The organism is Massilia sp. YIM B02769 (assembly GCF_030411995.1).
Taxonomy (GTDB): Bacteria; Pseudomonadota; Gammaproteobacteria; order Burkholderiales; family Burkholderiaceae_D; genus Telluria.
The window spans coordinates 118,798-133,659 of the sequence record NZ_JASNRC010000014.1 but is presented as its reverse complement, the minus strand read 5'-3'; the positions used below and the strand labels follow the sequence as shown (position 1 = coordinate 133,659).

11 protein-coding genes are annotated in these 14,862 nt (G+C 63.0%); 4 read left to right on the top strand and 7 right to left on the bottom strand.

Annotated features, from left to right (window positions below; genetic code table 11):
* Complete coding sequence (locus tag QPK31_RS21570; protein ID WP_290424937.1) at positions 1 to 219, top strand: hypothetical protein; 219 nt, start codon at positions 1 to 3, stop codon at positions 217 to 219.
* 69 nt (positions 220 to 288) lie between these two features.
* Here QPK31_RS21570 and QPK31_RS21565 read toward each other — a convergent pair whose 3' ends face one another.
* Positions 289 to 2,601 (bottom strand): UvrD-helicase domain-containing protein, encoded by a 2,313-nt coding sequence (locus tag QPK31_RS21565; protein WP_290424936.1) that lies wholly within the window; start codon positions 2,599 to 2,601, stop codon positions 289 to 291.
* A 225-nt stretch (positions 2,602 to 2,826) separates the two neighbouring features.
* On the opposite strand from QPK31_RS21565, the gene QPK31_RS21560 reads away from it, so the two are divergent.
* On the top strand, positions 2,827 to 3,438 hold the full coding sequence (locus tag QPK31_RS21560; protein WP_290424935.1) for a PEP-CTERM sorting domain-containing protein: 612 nt from the start codon (positions 2,827 to 2,829) through the stop codon (positions 3,436 to 3,438).
* A 206-nt stretch (positions 3,439 to 3,644) separates the two neighbouring features.
* Positions 3,645 to 4,190 carry an SRPBCC family protein gene (locus QPK31_RS21555; RefSeq protein WP_290424934.1) on the top strand — a complete coding sequence of 182 codons (546 nt, stop codon included), beginning with the start codon at positions 3,645 to 3,647 and terminating at the stop codon, positions 4,188 to 4,190.
* 351 nt (positions 4,191 to 4,541) lie between these two features.
* Here the strand turns inward: QPK31_RS21555 and QPK31_RS21550 are convergent, their stop codons facing one another.
* Positions 4,542 to 6,629, bottom strand: a complete 2,088-nt coding sequence (locus tag QPK31_RS21550; RefSeq protein ID WP_290424933.1) for a M13 family metallopeptidase — start codon at positions 6,627 to 6,629, stop codon at positions 4,542 to 4,544.
* A 140-nt stretch (positions 6,630 to 6,769) separates the two neighbouring features.
* Positions 6,770 to 7,924, bottom strand: coding sequence for a UDP-galactopyranose mutase (glf, locus tag QPK31_RS21545; RefSeq protein ID WP_290424932.1), 1,155 nt, complete (start codon positions 7,922 to 7,924; stop codon positions 6,770 to 6,772).
* A gap of 334 nt (positions 7,925 to 8,258) precedes the next feature.
* Here glf and QPK31_RS21540 point away from each other — a divergent pair, with 334 nt between their 5' ends.
* On the top strand, positions 8,259 to 10,043 hold the full coding sequence (locus QPK31_RS21540) for a DUF885 domain-containing protein (RefSeq protein WP_290424931.1): 1,785 nt from the start codon (positions 8,259 to 8,261) through the stop codon (positions 10,041 to 10,043).
* Positions 10,044 to 10,317: 274 nt separating this feature from the next.
* Here QPK31_RS21540 and QPK31_RS21535 read toward each other — a convergent pair whose 3' ends face one another.
* From QPK31_RS21535 to QPK31_RS21520, 4 genes are all read right to left on the bottom strand, one after another.
* Entirely contained in the window at positions 10,318 to 10,959 is a 642-nt protein-coding gene (locus tag QPK31_RS21535; RefSeq protein WP_290424930.1) for a hypothetical protein, read from the bottom strand.
* 117 nt (positions 10,960 to 11,076) lie between these two features.
* Positions 11,077 to 12,183: an S-(hydroxymethyl)glutathione dehydrogenase/class III alcohol dehydrogenase gene (locus QPK31_RS21530; RefSeq protein WP_290424929.1), complete on the bottom strand. Its 1,107-nt coding sequence runs from the start codon at positions 12,181 to 12,183 to the stop codon at positions 11,077 to 11,079.
* Between the two features lie 71 nt (positions 12,184 to 12,254).
* Positions 12,255 to 12,923, bottom strand: coding sequence for an ion channel (locus QPK31_RS21525; protein ID WP_290424928.1), 669 nt, complete (start codon positions 12,921 to 12,923; stop codon positions 12,255 to 12,257).
* A 225-nt stretch (positions 12,924 to 13,148) separates the two neighbouring features.
* On the bottom strand, positions 13,149 to 14,846 hold the full coding sequence (locus QPK31_RS21520) for a methyl-accepting chemotaxis protein (protein ID WP_290424927.1): 1,698 nt from the start codon (positions 14,844 to 14,846) through the stop codon (positions 13,149 to 13,151).
* Positions 14,847 to 14,862: the final 16 nt, after the last annotated feature.

Below are 14,862 nucleotides of genomic sequence, written 5' to 3'. Positions count from 1 at the left end.
ATGCGTTTGCTGAGCCTGATCATTGCCCTGCTGCTGACCGTTGGCGGCCTCTACCTCGCCATGGCGGGTGGTCACAGCGCACTGGATTATTTCAGCGCCCTGGGCGACAGCCAGCAACGCGCGATCAGCGGCAGCATGGTCGTTTTTGCGATCCTGATGCTGTGCCTGGGCGGCATCCTGAAGCGCCGCCGCGCAGGCGAAGAAGCCCAGGACCAGTAAATTAGCGCAGTTAAAGAAAAGCCAGGCAAGGTAAGCCTGGCTTAATTATGCGCAGCTACCAGCCCGCTATCAGCTTGATACCCGCTCCAGCTTGGCCACCGACAGGTCGAGCACCTTGATGCCGGCCGGCCCGAAGTTGATCTGGGCCCGCGCCGCACCCGCCCCACCCTCGATATTCACGATCACGCCTTCGCCGAACTTGGCGTGCGCCACGGTTTCGCCGATGCGCCAGCCCGAGCTGCCGCCCGACTTTTGCGTGATCTGCTGGGCGATCTTGTTGTCACTGCCATTCCGGAAGGCGGCGTCGTCCCAGGCCGTGGCCGCCTTCTTGTTGGCGAACCAGTGGTTCTGCACGCGCGGCGACAGCCACTTCAGCGATTCTTCCGGCAACTCGTCGAAGAAGCGCGACTTCATGTTGAAGCGGGTCTGGCCATGCAGCATGCGCTGCTGGGTAAAGCTCATGTACAGGCGCTTGCGCGCACGCGTGATCGCCACGTACATCAGGCGCCGTTCCTCGTCGACGCCATCGAGTTCGCGCGAGCTGCTTTCGTGCGGGAACAGGCCTTCTTCCAGGCCGGTGATGAACACGGCATCGAATTCCAGGCCCTTGGCCGAGTGCACCGTCATCAACTGCAAGGCGTCCTGGCCGGCCTGGGCCTGGGCATCGCCTGCTTCCAGCGAGGCGTGGGTGAGGAAGGCGGACAAGGGCGACATCACAGTTGGCAAGGGCGCCTCGGCATCGAGCACCTCGATGCCATCCTGGTTGACGATCGCTTCGCCGGCCTGCGGCAAGGCTTGCGGGCCGAGATGGGCCGGCGCGGCGACACCGAAACCTTCTTCCTGCACGAACTGGGTCGCGGCGTTAACCATCTGCTCCAGGTTTTCGATACGGTCGGCGCCTTCTTTTTCCTTTTTATAGAACTCGATCAGGCCGCTGCGCTCCAGCACCACGCTTACCATTTCCGGCAGCGGCAGTTGCTGGGTTTCGAAACGTGCGCCCTCGATCAGCTTCACAAAGCCGCCGAGCGAAGTACCGGCCTTGCCGGTCATGTAGGGCACGGCCGCGTACAGCGAAATGCCGTAGCTGTCGGCTGCCATCTGCAATTGTTCGATCGAACGGGCGCCGATGCCACGGGTCGGGAAATTCACCACGCGCAAGAAAGCCGAGTCGTTGTGCGGATTGTCCATCAGCTGCAGGTAGGCGATCGCATGCTTGACCTCGGCGCGCTGGAAGTAGCGCAGGCCGCCGTACACGGTGTAGGGCAAGCCGGCCGCGAACAGCGCATGCTCGATCACGCGGCTCTGGGCGTTCGAACGGTAGAGGATCGCCACTTCCTTGCGCGGCATGCCGTCGGCCACCAGGCTTTTCGTTTCCTCGATGATCCACTGCGCTTCTTCCAGGTCGGACGAGGCTTCGTAGACGCGCACCTGTTCGCCCTGCCCCGCATCGGTCCGCAGATTCTTACCCAGGCGCTTGGTGTTGTTGGCGATCAGGAAGTTGGCGCTGTCGAGGATGTGGCCGTAGGAACGGTAGTTCTGTTCCAGCTTGATCAAATTCTTGACGCGGAAATCGCGCTCGAAGGCTTGCATGTTGCCGACGTTTGCGCCGCGGAAGGCATAGATGCTCTGGTCGTCGTCGCCCACGGCGAAGATGGCGCCGCCGCCTTCTTCGGAATGGCCGGCCAGCAGCTTCAGCAGGTTGTACTGCAAATCGTTCGTATCCTGGAACTCGTCGACCAGGATATGGCGGAAACGCATCTGGTAGTGGTGACGCAGCGGACCGTTGCGCGACAGCAGTTCATAGGCGCGCAGCAGCAGCTCGGCGAAGTCGACCACGCCTTCCTTGTGGCATTGCTGGTCGTAGAGCTCATACAGCTCGATCATGCGCCGCTCGATCGGATCGTTCGGCTCGAGCTGGCCGGCGCGCAAGCCCTGGTCCTTGGCGTTGTTGATGTAGTACATCAGCGCCTTGGCCGGGTATTTTTCGTCGTCGACGTTGTGCGCCTTGAGCATGCGCTTGATCAGCGACAGCTGGTCTTGCGAATCGAGGATCTGGAAGGACTGGGGCAGCGCCGCATCCTTGTAGTGGGTGCGCAGCAGGCGGTTGCACAGGCCGTGGAAAGTGCCGATCCACATGCCGCGCGTATTGATCGGCAACATGGTCGACAGACGCGTCAGCATCTCCTTCGCCGCCTTGTTCGTGAACGTCACCGCGATGATGCCGGCCGGAGACACCTGTCCGGTCTGGATCAGCCAGGCGATACGCGTGGTCAGCACGCGGGTCTTGCCCGAGCCGGCCCCCGCCAGGATCAGCGCGCTCTGCGAAGGCAGGGTCACGGCCGCGAGTTGTTCGGGATTGAGGTTGTGAAGGAGGTTCTGCATGCGGCCATTATAACGTTGGGATGTACTGTATGCCCATCCAGTCGCGCTGATTGATCACGCCGGTGCATACCCAATATTGCCAAAATATTACTGTCGGAAAACTTTACATTCCTGACGGCTTTAGTTAACCAGCAGTGAATAAACCCTTGAGCGAAAAGGTAAACTTCTTATTGGCATCGTTATTGCTTGCCTGTACGCGATAAAAATTATGCTGGGATACCTGAAATGCAATTCACATCGCTTGTCGCCGCCGCCGTCTTTGCCCTGTTGCCGCTAAGCGCCGCCCAGGCTGGCGTCATCGTCATCCATGCCGACCGCGACGCCACCGTTGGCGACAATGTTACCAATGCATGGAACACCGAATACCGCTGGGTCGGCACCAGTGTGCATGCGAACGAGTACTTCTCGCTGTTCGGCTTCGACCTTGGCAGCCTGAAGGGCAAGAAGATCAACTCGGTCGACTTCTCGGCCTACCACAACTATTCGGCCGCCGACGGAACGGTCGGCGCCGCGTTTGGCCTCGACAATACCTGGCAGGCTGCCACGGTAAAGGATTACGACAGCATCGGTCCTGTACTGGCCAGCAATGCCGGCACGAAGCTGACCGTCAACAGCTACCAGACCTGGGCCTTGGGCAAGCCGGTCATCAGCGACGGACGCCTGACGGTGGTGCTGAATGGCGACGGCTGGAACGACTACGAGCCGGTCCTGAGCAGCTTCGGCCACGGTGCCTACCTGACCATCGATTATGTCGACGTGCCGGAACCGGCGTCGCTCGGCCTGCTGGGGCTGGGCATCGCAGGGCTGGCGGCAGCGCGCCGCCGCAAGCCGGCCTGAGTACGGCGTTCTTCCAGACAAACGGCAGCCGCGGCTGCCGTTTTTATTTTCCTCAGGAAAATCAAGGACTTCTGCGAGCTCAGCAGTATCCCTGCAGAGGTCTCCCGCGCGCCCCCTGTTCAGGATTTGGCTTAACTTAAGTGCAAATATGCGACGCCGCAAGGCCGTCGCGTGGCCCACTGTGACCTGATCAAAAGGAGAATGACATGTTGAATCGCGTTGTGACCGTTGCCGCCCTGGCCGTTGGCGGAATCCTGTTGTCGAAGAAAATCAAAGGAAAAAACGATTCGAATGGCAGCTCGGCCATCATCGAAGCCATCGAGGTGAACGTACCGGATAGCGTTGCCTACAACCAGTTCACCCAGTTCGAAGACTTCCCGCAATTCATGAAGAGCGTCAAGGAAATCCGCCAGCTCGACGACAAGCGCCTGCACTGGAAAGCGAATGTCGCCGGCGAAGACAAGGAATGGGATGCCGAGATCACCGAGCAAATCCCGGACAAGCGCATCGCCTGGCGCAGCATCGGCGGCGTGCGCAATGGCGGCGTCGTTACCTTCCACAAGATTTCCGACAACGTGACGCGCGTCACGCTGCAGATGGATTACGAACCGGAAGGCGTACTCGAGCAGATCGGCGACGCCCTGGGCGCGGTGCGCATGGAAGCGCGCAGCAACCTGTCGAACTTCAAGGAATTGCTGGAGAAGCGCGGCTCGGAAACGGGGGCGTGGCGTGGGAAGATCAACCAGCACTGAGTGCTCGGTTGAAAAAGGAAACGCCACCTTGTCGGTGGCGTTTTTTATTGGCGCTGTTGGCTTGCGCGGCGGCGTTCTTGTTGGCGCGGCGCCTTGCATTGCGAAGGTTTTCGTATGGTGGGCACCCCGTGCCCACGCGGTTACGTACGCTTCCTTGCACCAATGGCCGCAACATATCGCTCGCGCAATTGAACGAAACCCGGAACGGGTCGCCGTTATCGTTCAATGCATATTGTGCGAGCGACATTTCACGGCCAACACAGCACGCATGGGCACGTAACCGCGTGGGCACGGCGTGCCCACCGTACGGTCACTGCTGCAGGCCTGGATCGGGCTGGATGCCTTTCCTAATCACCACACCCGGCAGCGCTTCACCGCCGCCATCGGCTGGCCCGGCTTGCAGTTGAACGCCTTTTCGAACTCCGGCATGTTGATCACGACGCCGTTCACGCGGTACTTGCCCGGCGAGTGGGGATCGGTTGCGGCCGAGACGCGCAGGTTTTCCGGGCGGTCGTTTTCGCAGGCCCATTGTGCATAGCCGACGAAGAAACGCTGCTCCGGCGACAAGCCCTCCTTGGCAAACTGCACAGGCTGGGCCTGCTGCGGCATGCTTGCCATCTGCGTCTTCCACGCCATCCAGCCGAGGATCAGGCCGCCGAGGTCGGCCACGTCTTCGCCCAGGGTCAGCTTGCTGTTGATCTTGATGTCGTCGACCACGGTGTACTTGGCGTACTGGTCGACGATGCACTGGGCGCGTTCCTCGAAGGCCTTGCCGTCCTTCCTGGTCCACCAGTCCTTCAGATTCCCCTTCGCATCGAACTGGCGGCCTTCGTCGTCGAAGGCGTGGGTCAGTTCGTGGCCGATGGTGCCGCCGGTGTTGCCGTAGTTCGGCGCGTCATCCATCTTCGGGTCGAACAGCGGCGGTTGCAGCACGCCGGCCGGGAAGTTGATGTCGTTCATTTGCGGGTTGAAATAGGCATTCACCGTCGGCGGCGTCATCAGCCATTCGGCGCGGTCGAGCGGCTTGCCGATCTTCGCCAGCTGGCGTCGGTTCTCGAAGGTGGTGCCGCGCACCACGTTGCCGGCGAAGTCGTCAGGCTTCACCTCGAATGCCGCATAATCGCGCCAGGTGTCCGGGTAACCGATCTTGTTGACGATGGTGTCGAGCTTTTCGCGGGCGCGCTGTTTCGTTTCCGCGCTCATCCATTCGAGCGAGTCGATGTCCTTCGCCATCGCCTCTTCCACTTGTTGCGTCATGTGCAGCGACTTCGCCTTCAGTTCCGGAGAGAAGGCGCGGCTGACGAATTCCTGGCCCAGCGCTTCGCCCAGCTGGTGGTCGACCAGCTGCACGCAACGCTTCCAGCGCGGTTGCTGCTTTTCCACGCCGCGCAAGGTTTGCATGAAGAAGGCGAAATGCGGCTCGTCGAACTGCGGCGACAGGGCAGGCGCCATGTCTTGCAGCACGTGCCAGCGCAGATAGGTCTTGATGGCGGCCAGGTCCTGGCCCTTCAATTGCTTCGCGAATTCCTTGAAGAATTTAGGTTCGGTGACATTGAAGTCGTTCACATCGGACTGGCCGACGGCGGCCAGGTAAGCCTTCCAGTCGAAGCCGGGCGTCATCGCCTGCAATTGCTTCAGGCTGGACTTGTGGAACAAATTGTAGGGATCGCGCTGTTCGACACGCGTCAGCGAGGCCTTGGCCAGCGCGGTTTCGATGCGCATCACGGTGGCGGCCGAGCGTTTCGCCGCCGCCGCGCTCTCGCCGGCCAGGCCGAACATGGTGGCAATGTGGGCTTCGTACTTGCCGCGCAGGGTGTTGGAGTGGGCGTCGGTCTTCACGTAGTAGTCGCGGTCCGGCAGGCCCAGGCCGCCGGCGCTGGCAAAGGCGATCACGCGGGTCGAATCGCCGAAGTCCTGGTTCGCACTGAAGCCGAAGAAGAAGTCGTCGCTCGACAAGCCCAGCTGCAGCGCGGCCAGCACCTGCGGCAGCTCGCGCGTCGACTGCATGGCGTCGATGCGTGCCATCCAGGGCGTCAGCGGCGCCGCGCCGCGCTTGGCGATCGCGCCCTCGTCCATGCAGGCGCCGAAGTAATCGCCGATCTTTTGCTGGGTGACGCTGCGGCCTTCCTTCTGTTTCGCCAGGCCGTCGAGAATGCCCCACAGGTAGCGCTGGTTGTCCTGCGCCAGCTTGCTGTACACCGACCAGCGCGCCTGGTCGGCCGGGACCGGGTTGTTCTTCATCCAGCCGCCGCAGGCGTACTGGTAGAAGTCGACGCAAGGATCGGCGCTCTTGTCCATCGAGCGCACGTCCAGGCCGGGCGTGTAGGGGAAGGTGGTGGCAGGACGGTCGGCCTGTGCGGGCTGGGAAGTCTGGGCTTGCGCGAGCGCGGCGGCGCCGGCGAGCGAGATGCCGAGGGCGATACGGGTCAGGTGACGCATGGAAGGTTTTCCGAAAAAAGGATCACGCATGCTGACACATAAATATTGCCTAAGCAACATCAGCGGCGGCGCCCATGAAAAAAGCCGCTACCCAAGGGGCAGCGGCTTCATCGATGCCGATGTGATCCCTATCCGGCAGCTCAGGCCAGTGGATCGATCACGAAGGCCGGCATCTTGCCTGCACCATTCGCCGTTTCCAGGAATTTATCCGAGGTCATCAGCGCTTCGTTGATGGTGACGTCCATGTCGAGGTAGCGGTAGGTGCCCAGGCGGCCGACGAAGGTGACGTTCGGCTCGTTTTGCGCCAGCTTGATGTAGCGCTCGAGCTGCTCCTTGTCGCGCGCCATGCGGATCGGATAGTAAGGAATGTCGTCCTCGCCGCACTGGCGGCTGTATTCCTTGTACAGGACCGTGCCTTCGTGCTTTTCCCACGGCGAGAAGTGCTTGTGCTCGGTAATGCGGGTGTAAGGCTGTTCGTCGTCGCAGTAGTTGACGACGGCATTGCCCTGGTAGTCGCCGGTGTCGCGGAACATCTCGAAGTCCAGGGTGCGGTAAGGCAGGCGGCCTTCCACGTGGCCGAACCAGGCGTCGATCGGGCCGCTGTAGAACACGTGGTCGTATTCCGCCTTCTGGGCCGGGTCGAAGCGGGTGTTCAGGTGCACGGTGATGCCGTCGACCTTCAGGATGTTTTCCACCAGCGCGGTGTAACCCTCGGCCGGCATGCCCTGGTACTTGTGGTTGAAGTAGTTGTCGTCGTAGTTGAAGCGCACCGGCAGGCGCTTCAGGATGCTGGCCGGCAGTTCCGACGGCTCCATGCCCCACTGCTTGATGGTGTAGGTCTTGAAGAAGGCTTCATATAGCTCGCGGCCGACGAAGCGCAGGGCCTGGTCTTCGAAGGTTTGCGGGTCTTCGATGGTCTTGTCGCCCAGCTCGGCCAGGAATTCCTGGGCTTCCTTCGGACGCAGGGTCTTGCCGAAGAACTGGTTGATGGTCAGCAGGTTGATCGGCAGCGTGAAGACTTGCTTGTTGGTGATGGCCTTGACGCGGTTGACGTAGGGCTTGAACTCGGCATAGCGGTTGACGAACTCCCAGGCGCGTTCGTTATCGGTGTGGAAGATGTGGGGGCCGTAGACGTGCACCATGACGCCGGTTTCGGCATCACGTTCCGAGTGACAGTTGCCCGCAATGTGGGGACGCGATTCGAAGATGGTGACTTTGTGACCTGCTGCGGCGAGCTGATTGGCGATGACAGCTCCGGAGAACCCCGCGCCGACAATGGCGATATTCTTTGTCATTTGATTTCCTAAATGTATTTATGTGCCATCTCTACGGCGATATTCACAGCGCCCCGGGCCACGGTCGTGGTGGTGCGGCCAGCCGCTCCAGGAAGGAAAATCGGTAGCTGCAACAGCGGAGGCGCGGATGCCTATGGCATGCCGTGATCGAATCGATTATACGGAGTTGTGCATTTTTGCTATGTTCGATTGAGCACATGACGTGTTTGTGCAACAGACAACTTTTTGTTTTTTGAACATGCATACGCGCAACAGATCGGCAGAAGCAGGCATACTAGATCTTGCCTGCAGCACTTTCGCGCAGCACCGTCCTATTCATCAGTCCAAGGAGTACATGTTGTCTACCCGTCCGCTGGTCCGTACCGTCCTGAGCAGCCTGCTCGCCACCGCCCTCGCCCTCCCCGTCCTCTCCGCCTCTGCCGCCGAACCGGCATGGGTTACCAAGAGCAACGAGAACGCCAAGGTCCTGTTGAACGTGCTGGCCAAGTATTCGCCGGAAGGCGCGAGCAACCTGGGCGTGGAAGGCTACGACGAACAGATCACCGACATGTCGCGCGACCAGTTCGAAGCCACCAACAAGGACCTGCGCGCGGCGATCGCCGAGTACCAGAAGCGCCTGAAGGCCGAGTCCGATCCGAAGGTAAAGCAGGACCTGGAGATCCTGATCAACAAGGCCAACGACCAGATCCGCACCGCCGCCCTCGACCGCAAGTACTTCATGCCCTTCATCGACCTGACCGGCATGATGTTCGGCGTGATGCGCGCCACCCTCGACCCGCGCATCCCGAAGGAACGCCAGCAGACCCTGCTGGTGCGCCTGGAAAAATACGCCGGCCTGGCCAAGGGCTACCGCCCGGTCACCGAACTGGCGCACGAGCGCCTGCAGGAGCGCCTGAAGGCCAACAAGAATTTGCTCGGCCCCTATAAAGGCGAGATCGAGCAGTCGCTGAACGACGCCCCGACCCTGCTCAAGGGCATGCGCGACCTGCTGGCCAAGAGCGGCCTGCAAGGCTGGGAAAAGAGCTTCGGCACGCTGGAGCAACAGCTCACCGCCTACAACGCGCGCCTGAAGACCGAGCTGCTGCCGCGCGCCCGTACCGACCATCGCCTGCCGGCCGAGGTGTACGCCAACAACCTGCGCGAGTTCGGCGTCGACATCAGCCCGCAGGAACTGATCGCCAAGTCGCTGACCTCGTTCGCCGAGATCCGCAACCAGATGCAGATCACCGCCGGCCTGATCGCCAAGGAACGCGGCTACAAGGATGCCGACTACCGCGCCGTGATGCTGCAGCTGAAGAAAGACCAGATCCCGCTGGATAAAGTGATGCCGATCTATGCCCAGCGCCTGGCCTCGCTGGAAGCGGCCGCACGCGAGCAGCACATCGTGACCCTGCCCCAGCGCAAGGCCGTGATCCGCCTGGCCACCGCCGCCGAGAACGCCCAGCAGCCGGCCCCGCACATGAGCCCGCCGCGCCTGATCGGCAATACCGGCGAATACGGCGAATTCGTGCTGACCACCGGCATGCCGCCGGATGCGTCCGGTAAAACCATGGTGTTCGACGACTTCACCCACGAGGCCGGCACCTGGTCGATCACGGCGCACGAAGCGCGTCCCGGCCATGAGCTGCAGTTCGCCAAGATGATCGAGACCGGCGTGTCGACCGCGCGCGCGGTGTTCGCCTTCAACAGCGTCAATGTGGAGGGCTGGGCCCTGTATGCGGAAGCGGAAATGCAGCCTTACGAGCCGCTCGACGGCCAGCTGTTCGCCCTGCAGGCCCGCGCCATGCGCGCCGCCCGCGCCTTCCTCGACCCGATGGTCAACCTGGGCGAGATCACCCCTGAGGGCGTGAAGGCCTTCCTGATGTCGGATGTCGGCCTGTCGGAGGGTATGGCGACCCAGGAAATGCAGCGCTACACCTTCCGTGCGCCGGGCCAGGCGACGTCTTACTTCTACGGCTACCAGCGCTTGATGGAAACCCGCCAGGCGGCGGAAGTGACGCTGCGCGACAAGTTCGATCGCCAGAAATTCAACGACTTCGTGCTGGCCCAGGGGCTGGTGCCGCCGGCGCTGCTGCGCAAGGCGGTGATGGAGGAGTTTGTGCCGGCGATGCGTAAATAAACCGCGTTTCCACGTGACGCCAACGGCCGGAATGCCCGTGCATCCCGGCCGTTGTTATTTCCAGCGACATCAACCGTACGGTGGGCACGCCGTGCCCACGCGGTTACGTGCGATACCGTAGTCCGCTGCGGTGACGTATTGCTCGAAACATATGCCATGACCAGAAGCGCAATTCGCTCTCGGCCTGGCTCAGCGTCGCGAGCGAGTATTGTCGGAAGCGGTGCAAGGAAGCGCACGTACCGCGTGGGCACGGGGTGCCCACCTTACAGTGAATTCACCCGCGCGTCGCCACCGGCTTCGCCGTCCCGTTGCGCAGCGACTCGGCAATCACGCCGCGCGCCGCGCGTTCGGCGTCCTTCTGCACCCCTTCCATCTTCTTCCCGACCTCTTCCATCTTCTTGCCGGTCGCCTCCATCGGCTTGCCCGCGTCTTCCATCTGCTTGCCGATCGCTTCCATTTTCTCGGCATTGAAGGTCACCGCGGCCAGCGCCATCTTCGCGCCGAGCGCACCCATGGAACCGCCCTGGCGGCCCATCTCGGCCCCATGCTGGCCCATCTGGGCGCCCAGTTCCTTCATCGGCGCCCAGGCCGCGTCCATGCGTTGCAGGGCGGCCGGGTCCTGCACGATGTATTCCTTGCCGCCGTCGCGGAACCAGAGGAAGTCGCCCTTCACGCTGCGCTTGAGTTCCTTGACGCGCTTCTGGTCGGCGTTCTCGCCCGTGATCACGCTGCCGGTACCGCGCACCAGCGCAAACGGTTCGCCGCCATCGCGGGCGGTCATGCTGCGGTTGATCGTCACATCGTTGTCGCCGCCCAGCGCATGGGCCGGCAGCAGCGGCAGCGCGCAGGCGCCGGCCAGCACGGCCAGCAGCAGTGGACGGGTCAGGGAACGGGAAGCGAAGTGAGAAGCGGGCATGTCTTTCTCCATGAACGGATGGTCGATGGAGAAAGAGTAGAACAGGCGATGGGCGCCTGCCCGCATTCTGCGACGAACGGTCGCTTTCGCGGAACAGGCGACAGATTTGCAGCTAAATCAGTACACCACGACCGAGCGGATCGACTCGCCCGACTTCATCAGGTCGAAGCCTTCGTTGATGCGGTCCAGCGGCAGGTGATGGGTGATCAGGTCGTCGATGTTGATCTTGTTTTCCATGTACCAGTCGACGATCTTCGGCACGTCGGTACGGCCGCGGGCGCCGCCGAAGGCCGAACCCTTCCATTCGCGGCCGGTCACCAGCTGGAACGGACGGGTCGAGATCTCGGCGCCGGCTTCGGCCACGCCGATGATGATCGACTGGCCCCAGCCCTTGTGGCAGCACTCCAGCGCCTGGCGCATGGTGTGGACGTTGCCGATGCACTCGAACGAATAGTCAGCGCCGCCGTCGGTCAGCTGGACGATGGCGTCGACCACGTTCTCCACCTGGCTCGGGTTGATGAAGTGGGTCATGCCGAACTTGCGCGCCATCTCCTCGCGCGCCGGGTTCAAATCGACACCGATGATCTTGTCCGCGCCCACCATCTTGGCCGCCTGGATCACGTTCAAGCCGATGCCGCCCAGGCCGAACACGACCACGTTGGCGCCCGCTTCCACTTTCGCCGTGAAGATCACGGCGCCGATGCCGGTGGTCACGCCGCAGCCGATGTAGCAGATCTTGTCGAACGGCGCATCCGAGCGCACCTTCGCCAGTGCGATTTCCGGCACCACGATGTAGTTCGAGAAGGTCGAGGTGCCCATGTAGTGGTAGATCGGCTTGCCGTCGAGCGAGAAGCGCGAGGTGGCATCCGGCATCAGGCCGCGGCCCTGGGTCGAGCGGATCGCCTGGCACAGGTTGGTCTTTTGCGACAGGCAGAATTTGCACTGGCGGCATTCCGGGGTGTACAGCGGAATGACGTGGTCGTCCTTCTTGACGCTGGTGACGCCCGGGCCGACGTCGACCACGACGCCCGCGCCTTCATGGCCGAGGATCGCCGGGAACAGGCCTTCCGGATCGGCGCCCGACAGCGTGTAGTAGTCGGTGTGGCAGATGCCGGTCGCCTTGACTTCGACCAGTACCTCGCCCGCGCGTGGGCCGTCGAGTTCGACTTCCTCGATCGTCAGCGGCTGACCCGCTTTCCATGCAATCGCTGCCTTGGTTTTCATGCGTGCTTCCTATGTAAGAAAAAGAATTTTGCCATCATACCAAGCCGGGGCGAAGCTTGCCGCGCCCTCTCCTATTTGGACGAAGGCTGCATCGTCAGGCCGATCAGGCGCGCCACCACCGAGGCCAGGTACATCACGCCGACGAACATCTCGATGCTGGTGATCGCGCGCGCATGCACGGTCACCGGAATCACGTCGCCGATCCCGGTGCTCGACAGCAGGGCGAAGCTCAGGTAATTCAGCTCGGTCCAGGTGCGCGGCAGGTCCGCGTTCACGGCCGAGGCAAAGGAACCGGGCACAATCGCCTGGACCACGATGTACAGGTGGGTGAAGCCCCAGGCCAGCAGGGTGAAGGTGGCGCCGGCGGCGAACAGCTCGTCGCGCGTGACCTTGCGGTCTTCCAGCATGTAGGCGATCAGGCTGGCGGCCGCGTAGAAATAGAAAAACGCTTCCAGGCCCGAGGACCAGGGCTGCAGGTATTCGAGCCCGAACAGCATCTGGGCCGACAGCAGCGCGATGATCGGCACCGCCAGCGTCGCGCTGATCCAGGTATGGCCGGGCGTGCGCCGCACCATGTTGGTGGCGAAGGTGAGGATGACGATGCCGAAGGCATTGAAGGCGACGTGGCCGAACTGGGTGCGCTCGAGGAAGGGATACAGCGCCATGCCCAGCAGCTGGGCCATCAGGAGGACGGCGGACGGGTGGCGCCGGGTGTGGACGAGCAGGCGGACGATACGCATCGGCTTTTCTGGGTCGGTCAGGATGCGGCTATTGTAAGCAAAGCGCGGAAGAAGGCTGGCACGATGTGACGGCGCCCGGCATGCCCGCGCCGGACATGTAGGGTGGACGGGTTTCCCGTCCACGCGTCGATCGTTATCGGCCTCGATATCGCGCCGGATGATCTTGCGGCGAGCGATCACCGCGTGGACGGGGGACCCGTCCACCCTACCTGGCCAGCAGGCCGGTCAGAACTCTTCCCAGTCGTTGCCGGCAATGACCGGCTCCTTGCGTGCCGCAGCGGACTGGGGACGCACAGCCGGCGTCTTGCGCGGCGTCGGAATTGCGGCGCGTGACGGACGTGCAACCGAATTGGGCGCCGGGACGGCAGCCTGCCCTTCGGCCAGGCGGAACACCGCCACCAGCTCGGCCAGCCTTGCGGCCTGGTCCTGCATCGACTCGGCGGCAGCCGCCGCTTCTTCGACCAGGGCCGAATTCTGCTGGGTCACCTCGTCCATCTGGGCGATGGCGCCGTTCACCTGCTCGATGCCCTGGCTCTGCTCGGACGTGGCGGCACTGATCTCCGCCACCACGTCGCTCACGCGGCGCACGCTCTCGACCACTTCCTGCATCGTCGATCCGGCCTGCGCCACCAGCGCGCTGCCGGCGTCGACCCGCTCGACCGAGGCGCCGATCAGTTCCTTGATCTCCTTCGCGGCGCCGGCCGAACGCTGGGCCAGGTTGCGCACTTCCGAGGCCACGACCGCGAAGCCGCGTCCCTGCTCGCCGGCGCGCGCCGCTTCCACGGCCGCGTTCAGGGCCAGGATGTTGGTCTGGAAGGCGATGCTGTCGATGACGCCGATGATGTCGACCACCTTGCGCGACGATTCGTTGATCGCGCCCATGGTCTCGACCACCTGCGCCACCACGTCGCCGCCGCGCACGGCCACGTTTGATGCCGCGGCGCTCAGGCCGTTCGCCTGGCGCGCGTTGTCGGCGTTCTGGCGCACGGTCGAGGTCAGCTCTTCCATCGAGGACGCGGTTTCCTCGAGCGAGGAAGCCTGCTGTTCGGTGCGATTCGACAGGTCCTGGTTGCCGGCATTGATCTGGGCCGAGGCGGTGGCAATCGTCTCGGTGCTGCTGCGCACCTGGCTGACGATGCCGGCCAGGCTGTCGCGCATGGTCTTGATCGCAAACAGCAGGCTCGTACGGTCCCTGGCGCCGGTGTGGATCTCGACGGCGAGATTGCCGGCCGCGATCTGGCCCGCGACTTCGGCCGCATACGCCGGTTCGCCGCCGAGCTGCTTCAGGAGGCGGCGCGTGATCATGGTGGCGGCCACGATGCCGGCGACCAGCGCCAGCGCACCCAGGGCCAGCATCGCGTTGCGGCCGGTGACATAGGTCTGCTCGGCCGCGTCATAGGTGGTCTGCATGGTGCCGCCCTGGTGCTCGATCACCTCGTTCGAGGCGATGAAGACCGCGCTTTGCAGCTTGCGCGCGGGGCCCATCAGGTAGGCGGTGGCGGCGTCGCGGTCGCCGCCCGCATGCAGCTTGAGCACCTGGTCCATCGCGCCGATGTACTCGACGTAGGCGGCGCGGTAGGCCTGCAGGTTCTGCACGCCCTTCTCCGACCTGATCAGGGTGCCGAGCTTGTCGAACATCTCCTCGGATTCCTTGCGGGCCGTGGCCAGCGCGGTGAAGTTCTTCTTGTTGGCTTCCTCGTCGTTCACCAGCAGCACGTCGCGCACGGTGCGCGCGGTGCGGTTGATGCGGTCGGCCAGGCTTTGCGCCAGCACCACCTTCGGATACGCGTCGCTTGCCATCAGCCGGGTGCCCTCGTTCAGCGCGCCGAGCTTGCTGATGCCGAGGACGATCACGGCCACCAGCATGGCCAGTACCAGCGCGAAGCCCAGCGCCAGGCGGGTTCCCACCTTCATCTGCTTCATCGTGTGCTCCGGCGCC